A 25724-nucleotide genomic window follows, 5' to 3' on the forward strand; every position below is an offset into this window, starting at 1 on the left:
TTACGGTACCACAATTCCAAAAAGCACCCTAAAATAAAAAGTGTCAGAAGAAGAGGATAACAGCATCGCCAACGACTGCCGTCTCTACCTCTTCACCTTCGCTGAACACTGCCTTTCTGATAACGATATCCTCTTTGCCGAGCTCAACCCTTTGCCCATCCACTTCGAACTCGACTTTTCCTTGTTCCTTAAGTGCTCTTGAGACCTCTTCTGCATTTTCTTTGAGGTAAGCGGTTATCTTTGGCACGAGCTTTCCATACTTTGGCCCAACGGTCTTGAAGTTCGGCTTGATTTCTGTAATCCTCTCCTCAAGCTCCGGCTCTCCTTTGATTATTTCGAGCTTTTCAATGTTCATTGTTCCGGCGATGTCCTTTTCAAGGGCTTTCAGCATCTCATAGCTGTCAGTTACATAGATCGCCACGTGTTTAAGCTTGGCGTTCAAAGCTAAGCCGTGGGAGTTCTTGTATCTCCTCATTGCTCCAATTATTTCACTGGCAAACTTCCCAAGCTTTTCTGCTTCTTCGTCTATTCTGTCCTCCCTATAAGCGGGCCAGCTGAGGAGGTGCACACTTTTAGCTCCAACTTTATCCCTAAACATCTCCTGATAGAGCTCCTCCGTTATGTGCGGAGCAAAAGGCGCGAGTAAGAGTGTTATGTTGTATAGGAGCTCATATAAAGCAGCTTTAGCCTTGAGCTTGCTTTCCTCGTCCTCCCCGTAGAGGCGGTGCTTTATCATCTCGATGTAATCATCCGCCACCTCGTGCCATACGAAGGTCATAAGCTCTCTTGTGAGAAGGTTGAAGCGGTACTTTTCAAGCTCTTCTGTAGCAAACTTTATCAGGCGGTGGAGTCTTGAGAGTATCCACCTGTCGAGAGGTTCGAGCTCTAAGCCCTTGTATTTCTCATAGTCAAAGTCCTTGATGTGTCTTTCGGCAAAGCGGAAGATGTTCCACAGCTTCTGGAGGAAGCGGTAGTTGTAGTCGACGATCTCCCACTTGAAGGGGTGATCCTCTCCCGGAGGTGCCAAAGCTGTCCATAACCTTAGGGCATCTGCTCCGTACTTTGGAATCACTTCCTCTGGTGAGACAACGTTACCATAGCTCTTGCTCATCTTTCTTCCATCTGGTCCGGCCACCATACCGTTGATAAGGATGTCGTGCCAAGGTTTCTGCCCGGTGAGCATATAAGTTCTGAAGATGGTGTAGAACGCCCATGTCCTTATAATGTCAGTTCCCTGTGGTCTTAGTGAAGTCGGGAAGTTGTGCTTGAACCACTTTTCATCCCTTTGCCACTTGCTTATGACCAAGGGGGTTATGCTCGAATCTACCCAGCAGTCGAGAACGTCTTTTACACCCTCCAGGTTTGTGCTTCCACACTTTGGACACTTTTCTACAGGGGGCTTGTCAAATCTCGGATCAACTGGGAGGTCTTCCTCTCTTGCGGGAATTATCTCGCCACAGTCCTTACAGACCCAGAAGGGGATTGGGGTTCCAAAGACTCTCTGCCTGCTTATTACCCAATCCCAATCCATGCTCTCTGCCCAGTCCTTGAGCCTTAGAAACATGTCCTCCGGATACCACTTAATCTGCTCTGCCACTTTAACTATATCATCTGTGAAATCCTTCACCTTGATGAACCACTGCTTCTTTGGCAACAGCTCAATTGGTGCCATACATGAGCTTCTTTCCGTATGCCTCAATACACGGTGATGTACTTTCTTTTTGTCATACAGGAGACCCATTTCTTCAAGGTCTTTTGCTATTGCCTCCCTAGCTTCTTCAGCCGTTAATCCCTTGTATTTGCCAGCGTTTTCGTTCATTCTACCGTTTTCATCAATCGCTATAATCACGGGCAAGTTGTAGCGCTTCTGCCACACTACATCCTGCTCATCACCGTAAGTACAGTTGTAAACAGCCCCTGTACCAAAGTTTGGATCTACATCCTCATCCGCTAATATGGGCACTTCTCTCTCAAATATCGGGAGCTTTACCTTCTTGCCAACCTTATCTTTATAGCGCTCATCCTCAGGGTGCACGAATACGGCTACACAAGCGGGCATGAGTTCTGGTCTTGTAGTGGCTATTGGTATGTAGTCATCTTCTCCAGCGATAGGAAGCTTGATGTAATAGAGGTAACCATCCTCCTCTACGTAGCCTACCTCTGCCTTTGCCAAACTAGTTCTACACCTTGGGCACCAGTAAACAGGGTGCTTGTCTTGGTAAAGAAGACCCTTCTTGTAAAACTCGAGGAGGGATTTCTGCACCAAGGCTTTGTAGTCATCGTCCATCGTGTGGTACTCCAAATCCCAATCTGCAGAGTAACCTATGCGAATGAACTGATTTCTCATTGCCTCAATTGCCTGCCATGTCCACTCTATACACTTCTTGAGAAACTCCTCTGGCTGATCCTTACTTATTCCAAACTCCTTCTCCACTTTAAGCTCCGTTGGAAGGCCATGGTTATCAAATCCCTGTGGGAAGAGGACGTTGTAACCTCTCATTCTCTTATACCTTGCCACGATGTCAATCCAGGTATGGCTCAGCACGTGGCCCAAGTGCAGAGTACCACTCGTGAACGGTGGTGGGGTATCTATGGAATAAGCCGGCCTCTTTTCATCGAGCTCGTATTTGTAGACTTTCTCCTCAAGCCAGAACTTCTGCCACTTTGGCTCTATCTCATTTGGATCGTAGGTCTTCGGGAGCATTTCTATCACCTCTTCTGAAGATGTTTAACCTATCAAAAGCGTACCTTAAAAAGGTTAATCCTTCCGGCGGTGGTGAGAGAAAGTTCACTAACCAGAAAAGGAAGAATCGTTTTTCAATAACTCTAGCAGTTGGTGTGGCGATTGACGATATGCACCACCAGAAAATAAAACAAATTTGGAGTTTAAAAAGTTTACTTAATCCCAACAAGCCAGTATCTTCTGTCATTTGGGGCAAGTTCCCTCTTTAAATTTCCGTAGATTCTAACTTCGCTAAAGTGCTCTCTTGCTAGAAGCTTCATTTCTCTTGGAGTGTAGATTTGGAGCTCGTCATCAACGAAAAACGCTTTGGTGTCTCCATTTGGCTTAATTATCTGCACGAGCCTCTTGAAGCGGAGCTTTTGGAAGGCTGGCTCTACTTCACGCCAATCTGTAATTACCAGCTTTTCTTCACCTTTTTGTTCGTCCCACACTATTGGGCCGTTGCTCCCTCCATAGAACCAGCATGGAAAGTCTGCGATGAACACTCCCCCGGGCCTAAGAGCTTTAACAACACCATTAAATAGCTTCTTAAGGTTTTCCTCATCGAAATACATGATGCTGGAGAAGAACATTGTAATAGCATCGAATTCATTCTCGAAGGTTATTTCAAGGGCATCTCCCTGAAGGAACTCAACGCCTAAACCTCTTTCTTCGGCTTTTCGTCTTGCAACTTTAAGCATTTCTTCATGCAGGTCTAAGCCGATAACATCATAGCCCCTCTCTGCGAGCTCAAGGGTTGGAATCCCCGTTCCACAGGCCAAATCGAGGATTCGCTTCACTTCTCGCTTTGCATCGTTTTTGAATATTTCCTCAACAAAGTCGATCTCCATCTTAACTCTCTCAGCCCTTTTTCGATAGATGGCATCGTAATACTCCGCCAAGACCGTGTAGAGCTCGTGCATAGGAGCCACCAGTAAATATTGCCTTTTGCCTTTAAAAAGTGTTGAGGAACCCTAGCTAAAAAGTTATTAACCTCTTAGCCGAATGTTAAATGGTGATGTAAAATGGGAGTTGAAGAGCACAAAGCCAAAGCACCCAAAAAGTTCAAGTTCGCCGTTATAACCGTCAGCGACACGGCAAGTCTTGGAAAGAGGGAAGATCTAAGCGGTTATTATATCATTGAGGAGCTGAAAAAGGAAGGAAACGAAAACGTTTACTATGCGGTTGTACCAGATGAGAAGCTCAAGATAATAAAGGCTGTAATCGAAGCCCTCGAAAAGGCGGATGTTGTCATTACCACTGGGGGAACCGGAATCACAAGGAGAGACGTGACGATTGAAGCCTTAAGACCCCTCTTCGATAAGGAGCTTGTTGGCTTTGGGGAAATCTTCAGGCTAAAAAGCTACGAAGAAGTTGGAACTGCAGCGGTTCTAAGCAGGGCAACAGCCGGAATAATAAGAGACAAGGAGAGCAAAGTTGTCTTCTGCCTGCCTGGAAGCTTAAACGCAGTGAAAACAGCACTTGAAATTATCAAAAAGGAAGCCTATCACATACTCAAGCATGCGAGGGAGTGATTATAAGTTATAACTTTTAACTTAAAAGTTAGAAGGTGATAAGATGAGAGAATTCAAACAGCTCACCCCATACAGAAAAGCCCTTGAAATGATGCTAAACGACTTAAAAGAAATTGAAGAAACTGAGGAACTTCCTCTTGACGAAGCTCTCGGAAGGGTGCTCGCTGAGGACGTTGTTTCACCAATAGACTTGCCTCCCTTTGACCGTTCTGCCGTTGATGGATATGCCGTTAGGGCTGAAGATACATTTCAGGCGAGAGAGTACGCTCCAGTAGAGCTTGAGGTTATTGATGAGATAACAGCAGGGATGGAAAGCGAAAAGGAAGTTACAAATGGAAAAGCTGTGAAGCTAATGACAGGCAACAAAATGCCAAAGGGAGCCAATGGTGTCATAGAGCAAGAAAAGGTGAAGCGAGAAGGGAACAAAATCTATGTCCTCAGACCCGTTGCGCCCGGACAAAACGTTGCTTTCAAAAGTGAAGACGTGAAGAAGGGAGAGGTCGTCCTGAAGAAGGGACGTATTCTAAGACCTCAAGACCTCGGAATGCTCAAAGGCCTTGGGATTAAAACTATCAAAGTAAAAAGAAAGCCCAGAGTCGGGATAATAGTTACAGGTGATGAGCTTATAGAAGAGTTTGATGAAAAAGCCTTGAACAAAGGAAAAATCCTGGAAAGCAACTCCGCAATGCTGAAAGCCCTTGTAAGGCAGTACTTTGGCGAGCCTGTCTTTTATGGTGTGCTTCCGGATGATGAAGAACTAATTGGAAAAACAATCGAGAAAGCTAAAAAAGAATGCGACCTCGTCTTAATTACCGGTGGAAGTGCCTTTGGGGAGAAGGACTATGCCCACAAGTTTGTCAGTCTGCTCTTCCATGGATGTACGAACAAGCCGGGAAGGCCGATAGGGTATGGAGAGGGAACCTTTGTAATGAGCGGCTATCCTGCAGCTGTCTTTGCCCAGTTCCACCTCTACGTCAAATACGCCCTTGCAAAGCTTGTCGGAGCTGATTACAAGCCCATAAGGGTCAAAGCAAAGCTCAAGGAAAAAGTCCCCTCTTCCCTCGGCAGATATGAGTTCGTGAAGGTTTACTATGAAAATGGCGAAGCTGTGCCGATTAAGAAGAAGGGAAGCGGAATAATGAGCGCAATAGTTGAGAGCAATGGTTACCTCGAAATCCCAGAGGACAGCGAAGGGTATAAAGAGGGAGAAGAGGTTTGGGTTACACTCTATTGAGCATCTGCCCTTCACTCCCTTTTCATAACCATCCACACAAGGATCGGAAACACTAGCGTTGCATCTGCCCATATCTCCACGTAATCCGCCTTTGCCTTTATCTTGCCCCAGCTCACGCCTTCACTTGGGGGAGCTCCGCTGAGAGATCCATCCCACGGAATTGCGGTTGTGATGTAAATTGCATAATCAGTCCCACCCCTAAAGAGGTTTGCATTGATTATGGCATGCTTGGGGAATGAGCCACCGAGGATTATTGATGCCGTTTCTTTTGCCGTAATGGCAAGGTTGTTGAGCTTCACTATGTCGTTGGCGATGTCTATAATGAGCTCCCTGTCGCCCCTCTCTTCTTTGAAGAAGTAGAGCATGTCCCCAAAGGAACCATCAGTCAGGGCAGGGCAGAAGATCGGAATGTTGTTCTTGTATGCCCAGTAGAGGATGCTCCTTTCCTTCTCTTTGCCCAGCTTTTCGTCCATATATCTGCCGAGCTCGTAGATAACCTCACTCGCTGTTAAAGGTCTCTTTTCTTCCCTTTCAATCTCTAGGAGCCTCTCAAAAAAAGGAATCATATACTTCTCGAACTCTATATAGCGGTCGTTGGGCACAAAGATGTTGCCAATTCTGTTTATTCCCCTCTGTCTCATCTCGGCGTCGTTTACGTTCCAATCTCCGAGGATAAAGGGCTTCAGGGTTTTTATGAAATCCTCCTCCACTCCTCCAGCGGTGGTTACAATTACATCGACCTTCTTATGCTTCGCGAGATAAGCTATAACCTCCCTCAGGCCAGAAGAAACTATGTTGGATGTGTAGCCAAGGAAAACTCTAACTTCTTCCCCGTTTTTTCTCTTTTTCTCCACTTTCTTCCATATTTTGATGGCTTTTCCCAAATGTGTAGCTTGAAAACCTATTCTCTCGTAATAATCAATGACTTCCTCTAAACTGCTCACGTTCTCAAGCCATGGACCGATGACAGGAATTTCCTCGATTCCCTCGGTTGATGACTCCTTAAGAACGGACTTTTTTGGATCCAAATCTCACACCTCCAAGGAGCATTGAAAAAAGAACTTAAAGTTTTTGCCCTACCCAAGTGATTTTATAACCTCCAAAAATCTCTGCACCACCTCTTCGGGAGCATCTTTCTTGGGACTTCTCTTCATTCTCGGCAGCTCTCCATGTTTATATCTTTCAATCCACTCAAAAACCTGCTCAAGGGCTTCCTTAAAGTTGCTTACAGGTTCAAATGGTTCATCAAGGTAATAAATTTCCTCGTTTTTGAGGTCGTATATCAAAACTGCCGGGTAAAGGGTGTCATCCTTGCACGGGCATTCAGAGTCTATGCTTACTTCAATTATGAAATCCCCCACCTCAAGAAGCCCCTCCTCTTTTAAGGTTTCTTTCCATCTGCTCATATCTTTTATGAATTGGTTTTCAAGTTTTAAATTTAACCATCAAGCATTTAAGCTCTCTCATGTATTTTGTAAGGGTGGTGAGATGAGAATAATAGCGGTAACGGACATTCACGGGAGGGGAAACAAGGTTAAAGAACTTTTAGAACACATCAAGGGACAAGAGCCTGACCTTATTCTAATAGCTGGTGACATAACTCATTTCAGGGGTAGAGATGCAGCTTATAATATCCTGAAGGAATTTATTAACTTTGGAAAGCCCTTCTATGCAGTTATGGGGAACTGTGATGGGAGAGATGTTCTTGAACTGCTTGAAGAACTTCATATCAGCCTTCACGACAAAAGGGTGGAGTTTAATGGCGTCGGCATTGTTGGAATAGGGGGCTCAAACATAACGCCTTTCTCGACAATATGGGAGTTCAGCGAAGAGGAAATTTGGGAAATTCTGACCAAAAATTATCAAGATGGCGATATAGTGCTTTCTCACGTTCCGCCTAAAAACACCAAGGTTGACAAAACCTTTGTGGGAACACATGCCGGAAGCAAGTCGCTGAGAAAATTCATTGAGGAAAAGCAGCCTCCACTAGTTATATGCGGTCACATACATGAGGCAATTGGAATAGATGAGATTGGAGAAACCATAATTGTAAATCCAGGTCCTCTGTCGAGGGGACATTATGCCACAATAGATTTTGATGAAGAAAAGAAAAAAGTAAAAGATATAACGCTCGAGAAGTTTTAATGCATGGAAAACTTTTTAAGTTGACTCTAAAGATAAAAATCGGGATGGGCCGGTAGCTCAGCCTGGGAGAGCGACGGCTTCGCAAGCCGTAGGCCGCGGGTTCAAATCCCGCCCGGTCCACCACTATTCTAAGGTTTACAGTTTCACCTCTACTCCATCAATTTCGCTGTTGATTGATTTTTTGACATTAAGAAAGAAACTTTTACCCTTCTTTCTTATCTCAACGACAGTAGTTGCAACTTCCTCTAGGAGCGGGAGGATATTGGGAGTATTCTTCTCTAACAGCTCAGTATTAATGAAGTAGTAGCCAATTCCCTTGGGATTTCCGGTATACCCCAGAACGATATTCACAATAGACAATGCTTCTGTTCTTGAATTTATTACAAAGAAAAGTTTATCAAATCCCAAAACTGGGCTTACTATTTTATCCCCTACATCTAGAATTGACTCAACAATGCCAAATGCTTCCTTTTCCTGAACAACAGGCTCTCCAAGAGAAAGTCTTGTAATAACATTCCCCACGTGCAACCGTCCCCCAATTTTGATAACCCTAACATTGTCTAGTAAGCCAGAGTTTAGCCCTTGGAGTTCCATCTGGCTCTTATACAGGTAAAGCGTATCGAGAATGTCCACAACAACCACAGCATAATCTTTTTTGTATGCCCAATTTAACAAGTGAGCAAATCCTATATGAGGAGGTGTTGATGAGTCGTGTTCGATAAGTACGTTCTCTCCAAATAGTATTGACTCCCAAACTCTTCTAATAACTTCCCTCATGACAAGCCACCTTTTCATATTTTACTGTTTAATGTTCTTAAAGATTTAGGAACAAAAAGATTAGCCGTAACGCTTATGCAACAGTAGTTTGGTAGTAGCAATTAACAAAAATCCAAACCTCTGAAGCAAAACTTTTTTAGGTGCTTTGCCTTCATGCACTAAGGTGGTGTTCATGGATAAGTATGAAGTTCTTCAAGACCTGATGAGAAGAAGGGGCTTTGCGTGGGGTAGTTTTGAAATCTACGGTGGAGCGAGAGGTTTTTATGATTACGGTCCTTTGGGGGCTACAATAAAAAGAAAAATCGAGAAGAAAATCAGAGAAGCCTTTATAAGGGAGGGCTTCTTTGAAATTGAAACTCCCGATATCACCCCGGAAGAGGTTTTTATTGCCTCGGGACACGTGGAGAAGTTCGTTGACCCATTAACTGAGTGTAAAAAGTGTGGCTCAAGATTTAGAGCCGATCATCTTGTTGAAGAAGCTCTTGGCATAGACACCGAGGGGCTTAGTGCCGAGCATCTCACGCAACTCATAAGAGAGCACGACATAAAGTGCCCAGAATGTGGCGGAGAGCTCAGCGATGTGTGGTACTTTAACTTGATGTTTGAAACTTACATCGGACCTTACAAGGATAAGAAGGGCTATCTGAGGCCCGAAACTGCCCAGGGGATATTCGTGAACTTCAAGAGGTTGAATAACTTTGCCAGAAACCAACTACCATTCGGGGTCTTTCAGATAGGAAAAGCTTATAGAAACGAGATTTCCCCAAGACAGGGAATGTTGAGACTCAGAGAGTTTACTCAGGCAGAGGTCGAGATTTTCTTCAATCCCAATGAGACCGAGCATCCGCACTTTGATGAGGTTAAAGACGAGATCGTCAGGCTTTATCCAATAGAGCACCAGCTTAAAGATTTAGGCATGATTGAAGTCACCTTAGAAGAGGCTGTGAAGAAGGGCTACGTGCTGAACACCTTTTTTGCCTATTATATGGCAATGGTGAAGAGGATTCTCCTTGACATAGGTATCCCCGAGGATAAGATCAGGTTCAGACAGCAGTTGCCAGAGGAGAGGGCGCACTACTCAAGCGACACATGGGATGTGGAGATTCACAGCGAAAGGTTTGGATGGATTGAGTGCGTTGGTATAGCCTACAGGGGAGACTACGATCTAAGCAGGCACATAAAAGAAAGCGGGGCAGATTTAACAGTTATGATCCACTACAAAGAGCCCAAGATAGTTAAGAAGCTTAAGGTTTCCCTCAACATGAAAAAAGTTGGGCCTAAACTTAAGAAAGATGCAAAAAGGATTAACCAGAAGCTCCAGGAGATGAGCCAGGAAGAGCTCAAGAAAATAGTGGAAGGGCTTGAGCGGATTGGAAAGGTTATCATTGACGGCTATGAACTTGAAAAAGACGACTTCCTCATCAAAGAGGTTGAAGAAAAGATAACCGGCGAAAAGATAGTGCCCCACGTCTTAGAGCCGAGCTTTGGTATCGATAGACCGTTTTACCTGCTCCTTGAGAACTCCTTGGCTATGGACGAAGACGGAAGAGTTTATCTCAAGATAAAGAAGGACATGGCACCGATAGAAGTTGCCGTTTTGCCCCTCGTGGCCAAGGAGCCCCTAACGAGCATAGCCTATGACATCTTCAGAACCCTGCAAAAAGAGGGGTTCATAGTTGTCTATGACGAGAAGGACACCATTGGAAGGAGATATGCAAGGTACGACGAGATAGGAACGCCTTACTGTGTAACAGTAGATAACCAGACGCCTGAAGACAACACCGTGACGATAAGGGACAGGGACACGAGGGAGCAGATAAGGGTGAAGATAGAGGAGCTTCCAGAGAAGCTGAAGGAGATGATTTTTGGAAGCTGATTCCAATCCTTTTTTCTCTTATAAAATGAAACCTCGTGAGTTATTATGGCTAACAAAATCCACCTCCTCTACAAGCGCATTCCAAACAGAATTCTTGAGAGGGATGATGAGCTTATTGCGGACTTAGGAGATATAATCGTTGCGAAATCTAAGTTTGAAGGAATGCTAACTCCGCTTTTTGTAAACGGTGTCAAGGTCATAGAGAACGGATACATCATGATATATTTTGCCTTTATTGGCGAGAACTATGATATACTGAAGGTTTACGATAAGGAAGGCAACTTTAAGGGGTTATACGTCGATATCCTAGCTTATACCAAGCGAGAGGGTAACACCTTGGAGATGCTGGATTTGTTCTTGGATATTTTCATTTTCCCCAATGGAGAAGTCTTCCTTCTTGATGAGGAGGAGCTTGAGATGGCACTTCTCTATGAGCTTATAGACAAAGAAACGTTCGATTTTGCATATTCAAAAGCGAGAGAGATCATAGAAAAATTCGAAAAAGGCTTGTTCCCTCCGGATGTTGTGTGGCAGTATTCACTTTCTTCTCCAAAGGACGATCAAGACCAGTCCTATAACTACCAATAAGCTTACGTAGGTGAGATTCTCTTCTTCTTGTGGGGATGGGGCAGAAGGAGATGAAGTGTTCAACGGTGAAGAAACCTGTGTTGAGCTTGTGGTAGTGTTTAATTCTTCTTTCACTAAGCCCAGAACCTCGTAGTTTTCTGAGGGAAGGATCAATGGATATTTATCGACTTTGAAAGGCTGGTCTATAACTCCATCACCATTTTCATCTGATCCTCTATAAGAATCCCAGTAGTTGCCCAAAAATCCTTCAAACGTTACATTCGCAAATTTATAGACAACTCTGGGAGAGTGAAAAGTGTTTTTATTCCCAACTTGGGGAAAAACATAGTAAAAACCTATTGCTCCTTCTGGCGTATACGGAACTTCTTTCCCGTAGAAATCATTTAAGTAAATGCTGTTATTAATACCAAAAATGTACATCCCATACACTTCTGCCGCATACTCCATACCACCACTTGAAGGAAGGTAAATTGTATTTCTAATTATCTCGGTGCCACTGGAGCGATCTAGATAAACCGCTGCTCCTTTACAGTACCCACCAAATGCTGCTGATGGAAAGCACTTGACGGAGCTTACAAATCTATTGCCATAAATCGTGGAGTTCTTGACCATTACCAGATACACTCCGTATATGTTTGAAAAGAGGTAGGAATGGGGGACAAAGGTGTTATTTATTATGTGCAGGTTTCTTGAATAGTCAGCAAAAATTGCTCCACCTTTACAATCAGCATCTCCAGCAAATTTGCTTTTCCAATAGCAGTACAGATTTCCCTTAAATGTGCTATTGGCAACCGTGATGTTCTCGGAGTTGATGATTTTTATTCCATAGCTGCATCTAACTATTCGGATATTCTCAATCCTGACGTTTTTTGTATTCTCAAGGATTATTCCTGGGCGCTTGTTTTCTCCCACTATGCTCACGTTTTTTATTAAAAGGAATAAACTGGTGTTTTTGATTAAAATAGCAGTGTCATTGCTGGCATTGATGAAGAGATTTCCAAGAAGGTATGGATCATCTGGAGTTCCAGAGCCAGGGAGTTCTTTTAGGCTCTCATCCCCAACAAATGTTAGCTGAGCTGCACTTGCTAAGGGAAGAAAAAGTAGCATAACAAGAAAAATTACCAGCACCCTCATTGAGCCCCCTCACCTTTAAATATCCTTCTCTTCCCAAATACTTTACGGTGATTGCAATGATAAAAGACGCCAAAGAAGGAGTGATAATCCAGATATACGTACAGCCAAATGCGAAGAAAACCGAAATTGAAGGCGTAGATGAATGGCGAAAAAGGCTGAAGGTCAAGGTAAAAGCTCCGCCAGTAGAAGGAAGGGCAAATAAGGAAGTTGTGAAGTTCTTCTCAAAGCTACTTGGGACGGAGGTTGTTCTTTTGAGGGGAGAGACAAGTAGGGAGAAAGATTTGCTAGTTAAAGGGCTCACTGCAGAAGAAGTGAAGGAAAAGTTGAAATCTTGAACTCTCACTGATGCCTGAGAATATACCTAATTATAACAACACCAGCCGAGTTTAATCATTCCTTTTCAGATTCTTCTTCAAGATCAAGCTTAGCTTCTATTTTTCTTAATTTTCTTTTTGATTATCGCTTTTATATCATCAGTAATACTAGGCAGCAGCCTCATCTTCTTCAAGTACATTAAATAGTCCATAGAGGGCACGTAGACCAATATAGGGAAAAACAGGAAGATATTCATTACTGAAACCTTGCTGTATTTTTCAACACTCTCATAATAACGTACCATAAATTCCGCTGGATCTGTAGGTTCTTTGTTTTCAATCATATTAGCTAAATAGTGTAACGTAGCATACATATTGAGCAACCGTGATTCGACTAACATTCTGCTTAATTGTGATAATATCTCTCCAAAGATCCACATTAGTGTAATAAACGATACATAAAATGCAGGTATTTTTAGCAAATCTATTGTGATTTTAAACAAATTCGTAAATATGTCTTGGATTTTGTCATAGCTTAAGTTTTGGGTGTATACCAACAGAATAATGAACAAAATCCAATAAGCAACTGATATTACAATGCCATAAAAAAAGATTGATGAACGCCTCCAAGGCCTTTTTAGTTTCAATTTTTCTACTTTGCTAGAAAGTATTTCATTAATCTTAGACCCAAAATACCACAATAATGGAATAGACAAAAACATCAAAATCCATTTAACTAAAATGATGAAAGCATCATAAGTTTCTTTCGAGAGGTAATTTTCTACTGTTTCTAGCTCAGGTGCTAATTTGATATTAGCTGCAAACATTAACAAAATAAACAATAAAAACACAAGTATTAACGTTGCTAATATAAATGTAGCAAGGTTCTCGGCAATTAAGTAGCTACGATATTTCGAATATACTGGATCTTTTTTAGGGGTTGGGTATAACCCAAATAGTTCTGGCCATTTTAAAAGTGTGGAATCAATTTTTACGAGATAATAGAAAAACATTAAAGGTACAAAAAAGAACGCGAAAATTAGCATAAAATATGCTGTCTCTCCGAGAAGAGATTTTAATGAGTCACTAAACAGGCCAAATGACGTCAAAAATGCAAAAAACGATACTATAGCACCGATACTCCTGAAAGTAGAAGGACGTAATGTTTTTATGAAATCCAATGTATTTGACATCTCCTGAAGTTTAGAGTTGATGTCCTCTCTAGTGATTAGGGGAAGATCAATAATGCTATCATGTTTCATACAATTAAAAATTAATGAGAAAAGAGTTAAAAAGTTTTTTTACAAATAAAATCCATGGAGCTATTTTAGAATCCCAAGGCTCTTGTTAGTCTTTTTGATGCTCTCCCACTTGTCTGCGAGCTCAAACATCGCCCTTATTGCATCAACGTTTTCTGGAACGACGTCGCTTTCTTGATGCACCGCTTGGATGTAGAATAGCCTGTTGCCCTTTACATTGATGCTCTCCTTCCACACCGCTATCTCGTAGAGGTTGTTCCACTCCCTGTGCAAATCCCTTGCAAACTCTATCAGCTGGGCTGTGCTGTCAAAACCTCTTTCCTTCTCAAAGAGCAGAACTCTCGTGGTGTTTTTGAAGATGTCGATGACGTCTTCCCTTGTAAGGGGCTTTTTGAGCTCTACCATTACGCTGTGGACGTGCATTAATGTGGTCGGCACAACAAATGCCATTGTCTCGATGTTTATTGGGATAACCGTCTGAACATCCGGTCCGTGATGGGATGGAACCTCTACCGTGGGCTTTATGGCGTTAATGGGGCCTCTCTTGATATCATTTGGATCCGCAGCCCTTCTAATCATCACAGCGTAGACGTAGTCGATGTAGTCCTTTATTGCGTTGAGAGTTCTCGTTAAGCCTGTGGTGTTGCAGGAGACAACTCTAACATAATTTTTGCCCAAAGCCTTTTCATAGTTTGCCTGTGCAACGAAGGAAACCTCCGCAACCTCCGCTTTCTCTCCCCCTTGAAATATCGCCTTAACCCCTGCTTTCTCGTAGAGGGCTCTGTTTTTCTCACCCATTCCTCCGGGTGTGGCATCTACAATTACATCTACTTTTTCGAGCAGATCCTCAAGAGTGCCTGCTACCTCAAATCCAGCCTTCTCGAATCTAGGTAAAAATTCACTGGATGCTGCATAGACAGGTATTCCGAGCTCTTTAGCACGATAAGCCTCAAAGTCTGGCTTCGTCTTTGTAACTCCTATTAGCTCCATATCATCTTGTTTTGAAACTGCGTAAGCAACCCTCTTTCCTATAGTCCCGTAACCGTTAATTCCTACCTTGACTCTCATTTTCTCACCCCAAATTATCTTAAAAGAGGGAAATACTTAAGCATTGTTTTCACTGGGAGTGAAAAAAAGAAATCAGAGGTATTTCTCAAAAAACTGCAAAACCTTTCCCTTATACTCCTCAGGCATAAGCTGAATCGTCCTTACGTGTGCCGCTTCAGTGATCCAAAGCTCAACATCTGGATTTATTTTCTTGTTCCTTTCGTAAAACTCTTTAATTTCTTCAACCTTGACTATTGGATCTTTTTTGCCCGCTATCAAAAGGAGGGGCTTCTTGACTCTGTCGGCATATCCTATTGGATTTACCTCCTTAGCACTGGTGATCATCTTTGATATGGGCTTCACAAAGTAGTAAAGCCATTCGGGCAGGTTTGCAAAGTATTTCAGGCTTCTGGCTCCTGTCTTGTCAAGATACATAGGAGGGCTGTCAGCAACGGCACAGCAGACTCTTTCATCTTCTGCAAGAGCCCTAATAGCCACCATAGCGCCCATGGAGTAGCCTATTAAACCAATGCGCTTGGCACTGCTGGGTTTCTCTTTTTTAAGCCAATTGATGGCGGAGATAAGGTCTATAAGCTCTCTGTCTCCTACGGTGGTGTATTTGCCTTCACTTTCTCCGTGGGCTCTAAAGTCGAAGGCCAGAACATTATAGCCGCTTTTTGCGAGGGTTTCTATCATTGGAATTATGTAAAAGCCCCACCTGCTTGAGGTGTAACCATGGAGGGGAATTATAGTCTTTTCGCTTCCTCTATCTATCCACCATCCCTTGAGCTTGAGTCCATCGGAAGTAGGTATTGTTACCTCTTCGTACTCAATCCCAGCGTCCTTAGGCGTCCAGTTCTTGATCTCTCTGGGAGGAGTGACCATCTTATAAGCCACTACAAAGATAAAAGCAAAAAACAAAATCAAGGCAAGGAGAATTATTTCCAGGATCATTTCTTGCCCACCTCAAGTTTTTTCATGCTCCATATCATTGGCATTGCCACCAGCACCATGATAGCTCCTATGGGGAACAAAACCCTATAGTTTCCTCCCGCTAGATCAACGATAGCTCCACCTATTGTTCCAGCTAGCAGTACTGGCAAAGAGCGTGTTGCTTCGAAGAACCCATAATATCTTCCGGTGAAGGCCTCCTTCTCATACTGGGTCAGCAAATCTCCGATAACGGGATATGATGCCGCCATCAGTATTCCCCAACCAAGTCCAGCAAGTGCGAGTGCTATCACTATTTGAGTTTGGGTTTTTATGAACCATCCCCACAGCTGGGGTAGGGCAAATACAATCCCACCCACTATGATGCTCAATCTCCTTCCGATTTTGTCGTAGATTAAGCCTCCGGGCAGAGCTCCAAGCAAGACAGTCACATTGAACAGTGCCATTAAATAAAGGCCGAGTGAAGTAACGGCTTTTACGTTTTCTTCACTTGCACTTCCGTGGAGGATAAAAGCAAGTATCCCATAGAGGAATATCGCCACAAACTCAAAGCTCATCCACCAAAGAGTCTGGGCAGCATAGAATTTAAGGAAATCCCTGTTCGTAACGATGCTCTTGAGGTAGTTCACCAGGCTTTCATCTTCCATGATTTCAGGTGCCTTTGGCTCTCTAACTATGAAGTAAACGAACAAAGCAGCCCCTATGAGGAAGAGCGATGTTACAATGAAAGGTATCTTAAGGTAAGGGGTTTGAGCTAGAGCCTTTATGCTCTCACTTTCGCCCGTTTCTGCCACTGCTTTTGCTATCAAAAACCCGGCTAGTCCAAAAAGGAAGAGATTACCTGCCCATTCAAATAAGGTTATGACTCCACTGGCTTTTCCTCGCTCTCCACTCTCTATGGTGTCTGGCATTAAAGCTCTGAATTGAGCCGTGTAGATGTGCATGGAGAAGTAAAATACTGCCAATGTAAGCGCAAATCCTGCCAGAGGAACTCCAAGGGCATAGCTTGTATAGATCATTAACACCGCAATGCCAGCAAGAAGACCTCCTATCATTACAAATGGCCTTCTTCTCCCGTGTTTTGATCTGAGGGTATCGCTATAATAACCAAGCAGAGGTGGAATTAGAATCCCAATGAATCCTTCGAGGGCTAATATCGTGCCTTTAATGAAGGCTGATTCTGTATAGCTGGAAAGTAAGGGGAAGGAGAGCCCCTTGTTTAATGCCCATCCCGTGCTTCTGCTGAAGCCCAACAGTGCTAATCCTATTACAACACCCCAGCTAAACTTTTTCCTCTCCATTCTCATCACCTCAGTCCATATCTGGTATCAGCTCATAAACATCGCCAACTTTTCCTTTTATGTCTCCTCTTTTAACGAACTGAACCGTTATGGTGGCTAGTATGAAGAAAATTGCTGCAAAAGGCAGCAGAGTACTGTAACCAATGACATCTAAAAATGCACCTGCTAAAGGCGGAGCTACAAGGTTTGCCGCTTGGCTGAAGAAATAATATAACCCGGTGTAGCCCCCAAGCTTCTCTTCCGTAGTCATATCGACGACCATTGGGAGGGAGTTAACGTTTATCATCGCCCAGCCAATGCCGCCAAGGAAGAAGAGCACCATAAATTTAAGCACCACGGGGTCCGTAAGGGCGCTGCTTTTGGGTTTTGAAGCCTCTCCCAGAAGATAAGCCAATATCATCACAGCTGTTGTAAGCACTAAGCCCATGGTTATTGTTTTCTTTCTTCCTATCCTTCCTCCGATGAATCCAGCTGGAATTGCAAAGAGCATAAAGCTTAGGGAAACAACGCCCATCATGAACGCTCCAGTGCTTTCTTCAATCCCAAGATGGTATTTGGCATAACTCGTGAAGAACGTCTCTACTGAGTTAAAGGCAATGAACCATAGGAATATCGAGAGCAAAATGAATAGGAGGCTCTTTTCTTTACTTGCAAATACGTCCTTGAGGTTCTCTTTGAGTTCGCCAAAGCTTTTCTTTGAGGTCTCTTTTATAAGCTTCTTGAGGTCTATTCTCTCTCCCGGAACGCGGTATTCTTCTGGTTCCGGTACAAAGAAGACCACAAGGAGGTTGGCAATGAGCATTATTGCCGCTCCTGCAAAGAACGGGTAGGCGTAGTTTATGTCATAGAGAAGCTTCCCCCCAAAGTAAGCCAAAAGCGCTCCAATACCTCCCATAAAGTTTATGATTCCATTTGCTTGGCTTCTCTTTTCACTTGGAGTTATGTCTGGCATGAAGGCTATTACCGGAGAACGGAACAATGCCATGAAGAAGTTCATGAAGACTATCGTACCCATGAAGAGCGCAAGGTTCTCATATCTCCTTGCTACCGGAATAAGTGCAAAGAGCAACGCTGCTGAAGGAGCCCCAAGTAGGATGTAGGGCTTTCTTCTGCCGATCCTTGTTCTTGTTTTATCGCTCAAAGCACCGAGGAAAGGCAACAGCAGCACCGCAAAGAGGTTATCGATGGTCATGACGAAACCAGTAACAGTCCTGCTCATCCTAAAGGTGTCTTGAAGGAAGATCGGGATGTATGCATTGTACAGAGACCATATTATACTTATTCCAAAGAACCCAAATCCGAGCAAGAAAATACGTTTATAGTTGAACTCGACCATTTAATCACCCCCCTTAGTACATCAGCGCATTGATGCTGTACGTTAAGGAAGGTTATTATTCTTTCGGTTCATCTAACTTATAAGTTATAACTTATATCTTATAACTGCCAAGATTTATAACTTCTAAGCTCGTAGATAAAGGCATGCCGGTGATAAGTATTGCAAATCAAAAAGGTGGAGTAGGAAAGAGCACCACTGCAATAAACCTTTCAGCTGCATTGGCACTCAAAGGAAAAAGAGTTCTTCTCGTTGATATGGATCCCCAAGGAGCAACGACAGTCGGACTTGGGTTTAGAGATGCTACTCCAACTATCTACAACGTGATCTTAGACGAAGTGGATACTGAAGATGCAATAATCCCCACTGAAATAGAAGGGCTTGAGCTGATCCCAAGCAACATTGCACTAAGCGGTGCTGAAATTGAGCTCAGCAGCCAAATAGGGAGGGAGTACATCCTAAGAAACAAACTTGCTAAAATTAAGGATGATTACGACTACGTCATAATAGACACTCCTCCCTCTCTCGGCATTTTAACGATGAATTCCCTTGTCGCCAGCGATGAAGTGATAATACCGATTCAGGCAGAATACTATGCTCTAGAGGGAATCGGTCTCCTGCTAAAGGCGATAAAACTTGTTAGGGAAAGATTGGGTATTCCCCTCGAGATTAGAGGGTTCTTAATCACTATGTTCGATAAAAGAACCAATTTATCCAAGGAAGTCAGGGAAGAGGTAAAGAGAATATTTGGAGAAAAGGTGTTCAGAACTATGATCCCAAGAAACGTAAAGCTGGCTGAAGCGCCTTCCCATGGAAAGCCAATTTTTCTATATGCACCGGACAGCAGAGGTGCTAAGGCATATATGAAGCTTGCCGAGGAGGTTGATGGTGTATGAAGAAGAAAAAAGCCCTTGGGAGGGGACTGGAAGCAATAATCTCCGAGCCGATGCCCAAGTTAGAAAGCCCCCAAAAGGAGGAGATAAATGGAGAAGCACTCGAAAGAAGCTTGCAGGAGGCTTTAAAAAATCCAAGGATTACCTTGTGGTCTCCCGAAGCTGCGGCAGTGCTTAGATATCTGAGGAAAACTATTCCCGAATTCAGCATCTCAAACGAAGCAAGCAAGCTTTTGGAAAAAGCAATAAGAGAAAAGTACCCAGAGATATGGAGTGTAGTTGAAAAGAGATTGAAAGAGCTTGAATAGCTCTTCCTTCTAACTTTTAAGTTGTAAGTGAGAACTATGATAATAGCCCACAGAGGTCTTGGAGAACCTGAGAACAGCATGCTTTCTTTTAAAAGGGCTGTTAAGAGAGGATTTGGGATAGAGTTCGATGTTTGGAAGACTGCAGATGGGGAGCTCATAAGCCTACATGATCCAGAGATAATCATTGATGGGGAGAAGCACTCCGTAAAGGAACTCACTTTTAAAGAACTCAAAGCACTTGCACCTTTGGGAGCTCGTATAGCGAGGGTAGAAGAGCTATTCAGAAAATTCCCCAATGCCCTCTTCAATGTAGATGTAAAGGATGCAGAGGTAGTTGAAGATTTACCAGAGCTTATTCGCAATTACGAAGTTGAAAAAGCGATAGTATCAACAACAGATGTCGAGATACTCAAAGCTTTGAGGGCTCGTGATAAGGGGCTAAAGTTGGCTTTTTCTATAATAGAGCGAAGCAGCGTTCCAAAAGTGCCCCTCCTAAAACGACGTCTTGAGATATTTGCTCTCCATGTCCCCATAGATGGAATATCTTATGTGGGCTTTGCAAACTTCAGGACTCTTTTAAAATGGGTCAGGAGTATGGGAATAAAGATCGGTTTCTGGAGCTATGAAGCGGATGAACTAAGATACCTCCCTTTGCTGATTGATTTAGGAGATTATTTCATCTCCAACAATCCAGTAGAAGTTAGAACCCTTTTAGCTCGTCTGAAGAAAAGTTTTTAACTCCTGTTAGATTACCTCCGGTTTGGCGATAAGACATGTCCCACTGGGAAACCGAGAAAATATTGGTTATTGGGCATAGGGGAGGAATAGGTAAGTACCCAGAAAACAGCCTACTTGCGTTTGTTGAAGCAATAAAAGCTGGAGCTGATGGAGTAGAACTCGATGTTTGGTTAACCAAAGACGGCAGAGTTATAGTCATGCATGACGAGAGCATAGATAGAACATCAAATCTAAGGGGGAAGCAGAAGGAAATGACGTTAGATGAGCTCAAGAAGGCAGACCTTGGAATGGGACAAAAAATACCAACTCTTGAGGAAGTTTTTGAAGCTTTGCCAAAAGATTCACTGATTAACGTTGAGATAAAGGATATAGAAGTCGTGGAAAAAGTGCTTGAGATAGTGGATACGTTCAATGCCGTGGAGAGAACCATGATCTCCTCTTTCAACATAGATGCACTGAGGAAAACAAGGGAGGTAAACAGAGATATAGCCTTAGGGCTCCTTGTGGAAGAGGAGAGTGTAGTCCCTCTAATTCCAAAGCTTAAAGATGAGCTTTCCCTTTACTCGGTCAATGTTCCCATAGATGGCATACCCGTAATTGGCTTTGAGAGGTTTAAACAGGCATTAGTATGGGTTAAAAGCTTAGGTCTTAGGATAGCCCTATGGCCTGCAAATGAGAGAATATACTACGAAAACGACAATCTTGCAAAACTTAAGGGACTTTTTGATATCGTAATCACAGACGATCCTGAAAAGATGATAGAGTACCTCAAGAAACTTGGGCTGAGGTAGCGCCAAACTTAAATATATCAAAACTCTATCTCTTTTCTTGGTGGGAAAATGGAGAAGTTCGTTCTTGCGTTAGATGAAGGCACTACTTCGGCAAGGGCTATTGTTTTCGATAGAGAAAGCAACATTCTTGGCGTTGGCCAGTACGAGTTCCCCCAGCACTACCCGAAGCCGGGATGGGTCGAGCACAATCCGGAAGAGATATGGGATGCCCAGCTTAGGGCCATAAAGACCGCCTTGGAGAGGGCAAAAATCGAGCCAAACCAGATAGCGGCAATAGGTGTAACCAATCAGCGCGAAACAACGCTCGTTTGGGATAAAGAAGGAAAGCCTCTCTACAACGCGATAGTCTGGCAGTGCAGGAGAACCGCTGAAATGGTCGAGGAAATCAAGAGGGAGTACGGAGAGATAATAAAAGAAAAGACCGGTCTCGTGCCTGATGCATATTTCTCCGCTTCAAAGCTCAAGTGGCTCCTCGACAACGTTCCAAGTTTGAGAGAGAAAGCCGAGAAGGGTGAGGTTAAGTTCGGAACCGTTGATACTTTTCTCATCTACCGCCTCACAGGTGAGCATGTGACGGATTATTCCAACGCCTCAAGGACGATGCTTTTCAACATCAAAAAGCTCAAATGGGATGAGGAACTCCTTGAGCTCTTTGACATCCCGGAAAGCGTTCTCCCAGAGGTTAGAGAGTCAAGCGAAATTTACGGCTACACTAAAAAAGAACTCTTCGGTGCTGAGATTCCCGTAAGTGGAGATGCCGGAGATCAGCAAGCCGCTTTATTTGGTCAGGCTGCCTTTGAAGCCGGAATGGTCAAGGCAACATATGGAACGGGCAATTTCATACTTGTAAACACTGGAAAAATGCTACTCTACTCGGACAATCTACTCACAACTGTTGCTTGGGGTCTCAATGGAAAGGTGAGCTACGCTCTTGAGGGTAGCATCTTTGTGACGGGAGCAGCGGTACAGTGGCTTAGGGACGGGATAAGGATAATCAACCATGCTTCCGAGACAGAAGAGCTGGCAACGAAGCTTGAGAGCAACGAGGGGGTTTACTTTGTCCCGGCCTTTGTTGGTCTTGGAGCGCCTTATTGGGATCAGTTTGCAAGGGGTGTAATAATAGGCATAACTCGTGGTACCGGGAGAGAACACTTAGCGAGAGCTACTCTTGAAGCTATTGCTTATCTTACGAGAGACGTTATCGAGGAGATGGAAAAGCTTGTCCAGATTAAAGAGCTTCGTGTTGACGGAGGAGCTACATCCAACAACTTTCTCATGCAGTTCCAAGCAGATATTCTCAATAAAAATGTCATAAGGCCGGTAGTAAAGGAGACCACCGCACTAGGAGCAGCATACCTCGCCGGCTTGGCAGTTGATTATTGGGAAGACCTTGAGGAGATAAAGGAACTCTGGAAGGCTGAAAAAGTCTTTGAGCCAAAGATGGATGAAGAAACAAGGGAAAAACTCTACAGGGGCTGGAAAGAGGCAGTGAAGAGGGCACTTGGATGGGCAAGGATTGTTGAAACTCAGTAAGCTATTCATCACAAATGTCCACTAATTCAATGTTCATCCATGTTCTCTCTTTTTATGTCCAAAGCTGTTCTTTCCTTTTCGTTGAGTTGGACTAAAGCTCAGAGAAAGCTTTAAAATGGTGAAAGTCTTATCCTAAGCTAAATTGGGGGATGAAGTATGAAGACCAGAGTTGCCATAATAGGTGCCGGAATAAGTGGTGCGAGCATAGCACGTGTTTTGAGTAAATACGAAAATCTGGAAGTTCATCTGATTGAGAAGAACGCCGACGTAGGATGGGGCGTGAGCAAAGCAAACACCGCTTTGATACACGGCGGCTACGATGATGACCCAGAGAAATATCCCGTGAGGGCAAAGCTTTGCATAAAGGGTAACCGCCTCTGGCATGAGTGGGTAAAAGAACTTGAGATTCCTCACATCTGGAATGGTGCGCTGATAGTTGCCCTAAGGGATGAAGACTTCAAGGAACTTGAGGAGCTCTTAGAGAGGGGGAGAAAAAACGGAGTTCCCGAGATGAGAATTGTAGACAAAGAAGAGCTTTTCCATCTGGAACCTAACCTGAATCCAGAGGCTCTTGGTGGGCTTTGGGTCCCTATAGTTGGTCAGATAGGCCCAATCCCAGCGGTTATTGCAATAGTAGAGAATGCCGTGGCAAATGGAGTGAAGCTTCACCTGGAAACAGAGGTTAGAGGGATAAAAGTTGAAGGAGGAGAAGTGAAAGGAGTTGAAACTAACAACGGCTTCATTGAAGCGGATATAATCATAAATGCCGCAGGGCTGTATGCGGATGAAATCTCCAGAATGGTAGGAGTAGAGGACTTTGAGATTCACCCAAGAAAAGGCGAATACTGGATTTTTGATGACGATATACCCGGCCCAAGAAGGGTTCTCTTCCCTACACCAACGCCAAAGAGCAAGGGTGTAGTTGTTACCACGGAGATAAGCGGCCATCTGATGATAGGACCGAATGCTCAAGATTTACCAAAGGAAGAGAAGGAAAATCTAGCAACAACTAGGGAGGGACTCGAAGAGGTCTGGAAGAAAGCTAAGGAGCTCTGGCCCAACTTACCTCCAAGAAGCAAGGTAATAAGGACATTTGCCGGATTGAGGCCTGAACCTACAGGAGGGGACTTCATCATAAGGGCGGAAAAGGAAGTTTGGGGATTTATCAACGTTGCTGGCATCCGCTCTCCAGGCTTAACAAGTGCCCCTGCCATAGCATATGAGGTCAGGGATATAATAAAGCGCGATCTCGGGATAAAGTTAGTTGAAAAGAAAAAGTGGAACCCCTACCGCAAAGACATAACGCACTTCTTCATGCTTTCCAAGGAAAAAGCAAATGAGCTCGTGAAGCAAAATCCATCTTATGGAAAGATCGTATGCAAGTGCAACCACGTGAGTGAAGGGGACATTCTGGAGGCTATTGAAAGAATGAAACTTATAGGCGTCAAAACTCCCAGCATCGACTCAATCAAAGTAAGAACAAAAGCCACAAGCGGGACATGTCAGGGAAGCTTCTGCAGGGTAAGAATAGCCAGAATACTAGCTAGAGAATATGGAGTAGACCTTTGGAACGTGACCCTCAAAGGAAAGGGAAGCGAGATTGGTATCGGAGATGTAAAGGTTCTCCTCAGGGGTGATGTAGAGTGATCTATGACACCATAATTATTGGTGGAGGTCCAGCGGGTCTAGCCGCTGCAGTTAAGGCAAAGAAGCTCGGCCTAAAAGTTCTTCTGTTAGATGAAAATGAGTTCCTGGGAGGCATTTTGCCTCAATGCATACACCCCGGATTTGGACTGCACTACTTCAAAGAGGAACTTACCGGGCCGGAATTTGCACATAGGTTTATCAGAGAGATAAACGAACTGAACATAGAGCACTATACCAATGCATACGTTCTTGAGATTGAGAACTACTCCGACTTGGAGAAGAAGGTTGTCTTTTCTTCTCCAGAAGGCGTGAAGGAGGTGTGGGGAAAGACAATAATTTATGCTGCTGGGGCAAGGGAAAGGCACGCTTTCGAGATAGGCATTGTGGGAGATAGAGTTGCAGGCATTTACACGGCTGGAGAGGCTCAAACTTTAATGGACATTTACGGAGTAATGCCCGGAAAAGAAGTGGTTATAGTTGGCTCTGGTGACGTTGGCTTAATAATGGCGCGCCGCTTTGCCTTAGAAGGAGCAAAAGTAAAGGCGGTCATTGAGCTTATGCCCTACCCCGGCGGTCTTGCAAGGAACGTTATGATTCTCAGAGACTTTGAAATTCCTCTTTACTTGAGTCACAAGGTCGTGGAAGTTAGAGGAAGGAAAAGAGTGGAGAAAGTAAAGGTAGTTAAAGTCGATGAAAACCTGAAAGAAATCCCCGGGAGTGAATTCTGGATCGAATGCGATACATTGCTTATTTCGGCAGGGCTAATACCAAACGTAAAGCTTCTCAAAAAGATAGGGGCTCAAATAGACCCTCTAAACGGAGGACCTATAGTTAATGAATTCCTAGAAACCACCATCCCGGGAATATTTGTGGCAGGAAATGCCCTCTTGATAAACGACCTCGTGGATTACGTAGCGGAACAAGGGGAACTTGCAGCTTTAGGCGCCAAGGAGTTCATCGAAAACCAAGGCATCCTCTCAAGAAAGTGGATAGAGCTGAAAAGAGGCTCAAATGTCAGAATTTTGGCTCCACATTACATAAGTGGAGAGAGGGACGTCTATATTTATGCAAGGGTCTCCAGACCAATGGAAAACGTTAGGGTAACTTTTCCAGAAATCGAAAAAGAACTAAGACTTCCGGTGGTTAAACCCTCTGAGATGCTCAGAATAAAGCTCAAAGCCGAGGAAATACAAAAAGCAGAGGAAGAGATAACCATGGAGGTGGGGAAGGGTGAGGTATAAGCTCACCTGCATAGTATGCCCCATGGGATGCACAGTTGAAGTGGAAGTCGAAAATGATAGAGTTAAAGAAGTAAGCGGCTACAAATGTCCTAGGGGAAAAGAGTGGGCAATTGAAGAGGTCATAAGCCCAAAAAGGGTTGTAATGAGTGTGATAAAGGTTAAAGATGGCAAACTGCCCACGGTGAGTGTTAAGACTGACAAGCCAGTTCCCAAAGACAAGATACCCGAGCTCATGAAACTGCTTGCAAAGATTGAGGTTAAAGCACCGGTAGAGGTTGGTCAAGTAATCTTAGAGAAACCACTAAACTTAGACGTGAAGGTAGTCGCAACCAGGAAAGTCGATTCAGCTTGATCTCT

Annotated in this window: 25 protein-coding genes and 1 tRNA gene; 15 read left to right on the plus strand and 11 right to left on the minus strand. The window is 43.8% G+C overall.

Going from position 1 to position 25724, the window contains the following annotated elements; translation table 11 throughout:
• Positions 1–43 precede the first annotated feature (43 nt).
• Both NF859_RS04755 and NF859_RS04760 read right to left on the minus strand, forming a co-directional pair.
• Positions 44–2704 carry a valine--tRNA ligase gene (locus NF859_RS04755; RefSeq protein WP_252743241.1) on the minus strand — a complete coding sequence of 887 codons (2661 nt, stop codon included), beginning with the start codon at positions 2702–2704 and terminating at the stop codon, positions 44–46.
• Between the two features lie 191 nt (positions 2705–2895).
• Entirely contained in the window at positions 2896–3645 is a 750-nt protein-coding gene (locus NF859_RS04760) for a class I SAM-dependent methyltransferase (RefSeq protein ID WP_252743242.1), read from the minus strand.
• A 102-nt stretch (positions 3646–3747) separates the two neighbouring features.
• Between NF859_RS04760 and NF859_RS04765 the strand changes: the two genes are divergently transcribed.
• Positions 3748–4257: a MogA/MoaB family molybdenum cofactor biosynthesis protein gene (locus tag NF859_RS04765; RefSeq protein WP_004067877.1), complete on the plus strand. Its 510-nt coding sequence runs from the start codon at positions 3748–3750 to the stop codon at positions 4255–4257.
• Positions 4258–4300: 43 nt separating this feature from the next.
• Positions 4301–5491 (plus strand): molybdopterin molybdotransferase MoeA, encoded by a 1191-nt coding sequence (locus NF859_RS04770; RefSeq protein ID WP_252743243.1) that lies wholly within the window; start codon positions 4301–4303, stop codon positions 5489–5491.
• 11 nt (positions 5492–5502) lie between these two features.
• On the opposite strand, the gene NF859_RS04775 is transcribed toward NF859_RS04770, so the two are convergent.
• Both NF859_RS04775 and NF859_RS04780 read right to left on the minus strand, forming a co-directional pair.
• The gene (locus NF859_RS04775) at positions 5503–6519 is read right to left on the minus strand and encodes a deoxyhypusine synthase (RefSeq protein ID WP_252743244.1); all 1017 of its coding nucleotides are present in this window, start codon (positions 6517–6519) and stop codon (positions 5503–5505) included.
• Between the two features lie 48 nt (positions 6520–6567).
• The gene (locus tag NF859_RS04780; RefSeq protein ID WP_252743245.1) at positions 6568–6897 is read right to left on the minus strand and encodes a hypothetical protein; all 330 of its coding nucleotides are present in this window, start codon (positions 6895–6897) and stop codon (positions 6568–6570) included.
• Positions 6898–6979: 82 nt separating this feature from the next.
• Here NF859_RS04780 and NF859_RS04785 point away from each other — a divergent pair, with 82 nt between their 5' ends.
• Together NF859_RS04785 and NF859_RS04790 are read left to right on the plus strand one after the other, a co-directional pair.
• On the plus strand, positions 6980–7636 hold the full coding sequence (locus NF859_RS04785) for a metallophosphoesterase family protein (protein ID WP_252743246.1): 657 nt from the start codon (positions 6980–6982) through the stop codon (positions 7634–7636).
• Between the two features lie 46 nt (positions 7637–7682).
• Positions 7683–7759 (plus strand) — tRNA-Ala (locus NF859_RS04790).
• A 12-nt stretch (positions 7760–7771) separates the two neighbouring features.
• Here the strand turns inward: NF859_RS04790 and NF859_RS04795 are convergent.
• Positions 7772–8413 (minus strand): DUF257 family protein, encoded by a 642-nt coding sequence (locus NF859_RS04795; RefSeq protein ID WP_252743247.1) that lies wholly within the window; start codon positions 8411–8413, stop codon positions 7772–7774.
• Positions 8414–8579: 166 nt separating this feature from the next.
• Between NF859_RS04795 and glyS the strand changes: the two genes are divergently transcribed.
• Positions 8580–10289 (plus strand): glycine--tRNA ligase, encoded by a 1710-nt coding sequence (gene glyS / locus NF859_RS04800; RefSeq protein WP_252743514.1) that lies wholly within the window; start codon positions 8580–8582, stop codon positions 10287–10289.
• A 45-nt stretch (positions 10290–10334) separates the two neighbouring features.
• Complete coding sequence (locus NF859_RS04805) at positions 10335–10877, plus strand: ribonuclease FAU-1 family protein (protein ID WP_252743248.1); 543 nt, start codon at positions 10335–10337, stop codon at positions 10875–10877.
• Here the strand turns inward: NF859_RS04805 and NF859_RS04810 are convergent.
• Entirely contained in the window at positions 10827–12011 is a 1185-nt protein-coding gene (locus NF859_RS04810) for a right-handed parallel beta-helix repeat-containing protein (protein WP_252743249.1), read from the minus strand. The two genes, NF859_RS04805 and NF859_RS04810, sit on opposite strands and share 51 nt — an antisense overlap.
• Before the next feature lie 56 nt (positions 12012–12067).
• On the opposite strand from NF859_RS04810, the gene NF859_RS04815 reads away from it, so the two are divergent.
• On the plus strand, positions 12068–12346 hold the full coding sequence (locus NF859_RS04815) for a DUF167 domain-containing protein (protein WP_252743515.1): 279 nt from the start codon (positions 12068–12070) through the stop codon (positions 12344–12346).
• An 89-nt stretch (positions 12347–12435) separates the two neighbouring features.
• On the opposite strand, the gene NF859_RS04820 is transcribed toward NF859_RS04815, so the two are convergent.
• The 5 genes from NF859_RS04820 to NF859_RS04840 all read right to left on the minus strand — a co-directional run bounded on the left by NF859_RS04820 (position 12436) and on the right by NF859_RS04840 (position 18219).
• Positions 12436–13587 (minus strand): hypothetical protein, encoded by a 1152-nt coding sequence (locus tag NF859_RS04820; RefSeq protein WP_252743250.1) that lies wholly within the window; start codon positions 13585–13587, stop codon positions 12436–12438.
• A 60-nt stretch (positions 13588–13647) separates the two neighbouring features.
• Positions 13648–14652 carry a phosphorylating glyceraldehyde-3-phosphate dehydrogenase gene (locus NF859_RS04825; protein ID WP_252743251.1) on the minus strand — a complete coding sequence of 335 codons (1005 nt, stop codon included), beginning with the start codon at positions 14650–14652 and terminating at the stop codon, positions 13648–13650.
• A 72-nt stretch (positions 14653–14724) separates the two neighbouring features.
• Positions 14725–15585, minus strand: a complete 861-nt coding sequence (locus tag NF859_RS04830; protein ID WP_252743252.1) for an alpha/beta hydrolase — start codon at positions 15583–15585, stop codon at positions 14725–14727.
• Positions 15582–16883 carry an MFS transporter gene (locus NF859_RS04835; protein ID WP_252743253.1) on the minus strand — a complete coding sequence of 434 codons (1302 nt, stop codon included), beginning with the start codon at positions 16881–16883 and terminating at the stop codon, positions 15582–15584. Before NF859_RS04835 ends, NF859_RS04830 begins: the two co-directional genes overlap by 4 nt.
• Positions 16884–16893: 10 nt before the next feature.
• A complete protein-coding gene (locus tag NF859_RS04840) occupies positions 16894–18219 on the minus strand; it encodes an SLC45 family MFS transporter (RefSeq protein ID WP_252743254.1) in 1326 nt (441 codons plus the stop codon).
• Between the two features lie 143 nt (positions 18220–18362).
• Here NF859_RS04840 and NF859_RS04845 point away from each other — a divergent pair, with 143 nt between their 5' ends.
• The 8 genes from NF859_RS04845 (at position 18363) to NF859_RS04880 (ending at position 25719) form a co-directional block, all read left to right on the plus strand.
• Complete coding sequence (locus tag NF859_RS04845) at positions 18363–19112, plus strand: ParA family protein (protein ID WP_252743255.1); 750 nt, start codon at positions 18363–18365, stop codon at positions 19110–19112.
• Positions 19109–19417 (plus strand): hypothetical protein, encoded by a 309-nt coding sequence (locus NF859_RS04850; RefSeq protein WP_252743256.1) that lies wholly within the window; start codon positions 19109–19111, stop codon positions 19415–19417. The genes NF859_RS04845 and NF859_RS04850 overlap by 4 nt, the downstream gene beginning before the upstream one ends.
• 36 nt (positions 19418–19453) lie before the next feature.
• The gene (locus tag NF859_RS04855) at positions 19454–20155 is read left to right on the plus strand and encodes a glycerophosphodiester phosphodiesterase family protein (RefSeq protein WP_252743257.1); all 702 of its coding nucleotides are present in this window, start codon (positions 19454–19456) and stop codon (positions 20153–20155) included.
• A gap of 35 nt (positions 20156–20190) precedes the next feature.
• On the plus strand, positions 20191–20946 hold the full coding sequence (locus NF859_RS04860; RefSeq protein WP_252743258.1) for a glycerophosphodiester phosphodiesterase family protein: 756 nt from the start codon (positions 20191–20193) through the stop codon (positions 20944–20946).
• Positions 20947–20994: 48 nt separating this feature from the next.
• Positions 20995–22479, plus strand: a complete 1485-nt coding sequence (glpK, locus tag NF859_RS04865; protein ID WP_252743259.1) for a glycerol kinase GlpK — start codon at positions 20995–20997, stop codon at positions 22477–22479.
• Between the two features lie 156 nt (positions 22480–22635).
• Entirely contained in the window at positions 22636–24126 is a 1491-nt protein-coding gene (locus tag NF859_RS04870; RefSeq protein WP_252743260.1) for an NAD(P)/FAD-dependent oxidoreductase, read from the plus strand.
• Positions 24126–25367 (plus strand): NAD(P)/FAD-dependent oxidoreductase, encoded by a 1242-nt coding sequence (locus NF859_RS04875; RefSeq protein ID WP_252743516.1) that lies wholly within the window; start codon positions 24126–24128, stop codon positions 25365–25367. Before NF859_RS04870 ends, NF859_RS04875 begins: the two co-directional genes overlap by 1 nt.
• A 22-nt stretch (positions 25368–25389) precedes the next feature.
• The gene (locus tag NF859_RS04880) at positions 25390–25719 is read left to right on the plus strand and encodes a DUF1667 domain-containing protein (RefSeq protein ID WP_289846432.1); all 330 of its coding nucleotides are present in this window, start codon (positions 25390–25392) and stop codon (positions 25717–25719) included.
• The last annotated feature ends 5 nt before the right edge of the window (positions 25720–25724 follow it).

Origin of the sequence: Thermococcus alcaliphilus (assembly GCF_024054535.1) — an archaeon.
GTDB classification, from domain to species: domain Archaea; phylum Methanobacteriota_B; class Thermococci; order Thermococcales; family Thermococcaceae; genus Thermococcus_A; species Thermococcus_A alcaliphilus.

Bases quoted from the DNA above. Each gene is read 5' to 3' on its own strand.
- NF859_RS04755 (WP_252743241.1), bottom strand. From the start codon at position 2,704: ATGCTCCCGAAGACCTACGATCCAAATGAGATAGAGCCAAAGTGGCAG.
- NF859_RS04760 (WP_252743242.1), bottom strand. From the start codon at position 3,645: ATGCACGAGCTCTACACGGTCTTGGCGGAGTATTACGATGCCATCTAT.
- NF859_RS04765 (WP_004067877.1), top strand. From the start codon at position 3,748: ATGGGAGTTGAAGAGCACAAAGCCAAAGCACCCAAAAAGTTCAAGTTC.
- NF859_RS04770 (WP_252743243.1), top strand. From the start codon at position 4,301: ATGAGAGAATTCAAACAGCTCACCCCATACAGAAAAGCCCTTGAAATG.
- NF859_RS04780 (WP_252743245.1), bottom strand. From the start codon at position 6,897: ATGAGCAGATGGAAAGAAACCTTAAAAGAGGAGGGGCTTCTTGAGGTG.
- NF859_RS04785 (WP_252743246.1), top strand. From the start codon at position 6,980: ATGAGAATAATAGCGGTAACGGACATTCACGGGAGGGGAAACAAGGTT.
- NF859_RS04795 (WP_252743247.1), bottom strand. From the start codon at position 8,413: ATGAGGGAAGTTATTAGAAGAGTTTGGGAGTCAATACTATTTGGAGAG.
- NF859_RS04805 (WP_252743248.1), top strand. From the start codon at position 10,335: ATGGCTAACAAAATCCACCTCCTCTACAAGCGCATTCCAAACAGAATT.
- NF859_RS04810 (WP_252743249.1), bottom strand. From the start codon at position 12,011: ATGAGGGTGCTGGTAATTTTTCTTGTTATGCTACTTTTTCTTCCCTTA.
- NF859_RS04815 (WP_252743515.1), top strand. From the start codon at position 12,068: ATGATAAAAGACGCCAAAGAAGGAGTGATAATCCAGATATACGTACAG.
- NF859_RS04820 (WP_252743250.1), bottom strand. From the start codon at position 13,587: ATGAAACATGATAGCATTATTGATCTTCCCCTAATCACTAGAGAGGAC.
- NF859_RS04825 (WP_252743251.1), bottom strand. From the start codon at position 14,652: ATGAGAGTCAAGGTAGGAATTAACGGTTACGGGACTATAGGAAAGAGG.
- NF859_RS04830 (WP_252743252.1), bottom strand. From the start codon at position 15,585: ATGATCCTGGAAATAATTCTCCTTGCCTTGATTTTGTTTTTTGCTTTT.
- NF859_RS04835 (WP_252743253.1), bottom strand. From the start codon at position 16,883: ATGGAGAGGAAAAAGTTTAGCTGGGGTGTTGTAATAGGATTAGCACTG.
- NF859_RS04840 (WP_252743254.1), bottom strand. From the start codon at position 18,219: ATGGTCGAGTTCAACTATAAACGTATTTTCTTGCTCGGATTTGGGTTC.
- NF859_RS04845 (WP_252743255.1), top strand. From the start codon at position 18,363: ATGCCGGTGATAAGTATTGCAAATCAAAAAGGTGGAGTAGGAAAGAGC.
- NF859_RS04850 (WP_252743256.1), top strand. From the start codon at position 19,109: ATGAAGAAGAAAAAAGCCCTTGGGAGGGGACTGGAAGCAATAATCTCC.
- NF859_RS04855 (WP_252743257.1), top strand. From the start codon at position 19,454: ATGATAATAGCCCACAGAGGTCTTGGAGAACCTGAGAACAGCATGCTT.
- NF859_RS04860 (WP_252743258.1), top strand. From the start codon at position 20,191: ATGTCCCACTGGGAAACCGAGAAAATATTGGTTATTGGGCATAGGGGA.
- glpK (WP_252743259.1), top strand. From the start codon at position 20,995: ATGGAGAAGTTCGTTCTTGCGTTAGATGAAGGCACTACTTCGGCAAGG.
- NF859_RS04870 (WP_252743260.1), top strand. From the start codon at position 22,636: ATGAAGACCAGAGTTGCCATAATAGGTGCCGGAATAAGTGGTGCGAGC.
- NF859_RS04880 (WP_289846432.1), top strand. From the start codon at position 25,390: ATGGGATGCACAGTTGAAGTGGAAGTCGAAAATGATAGAGTTAAAGAA.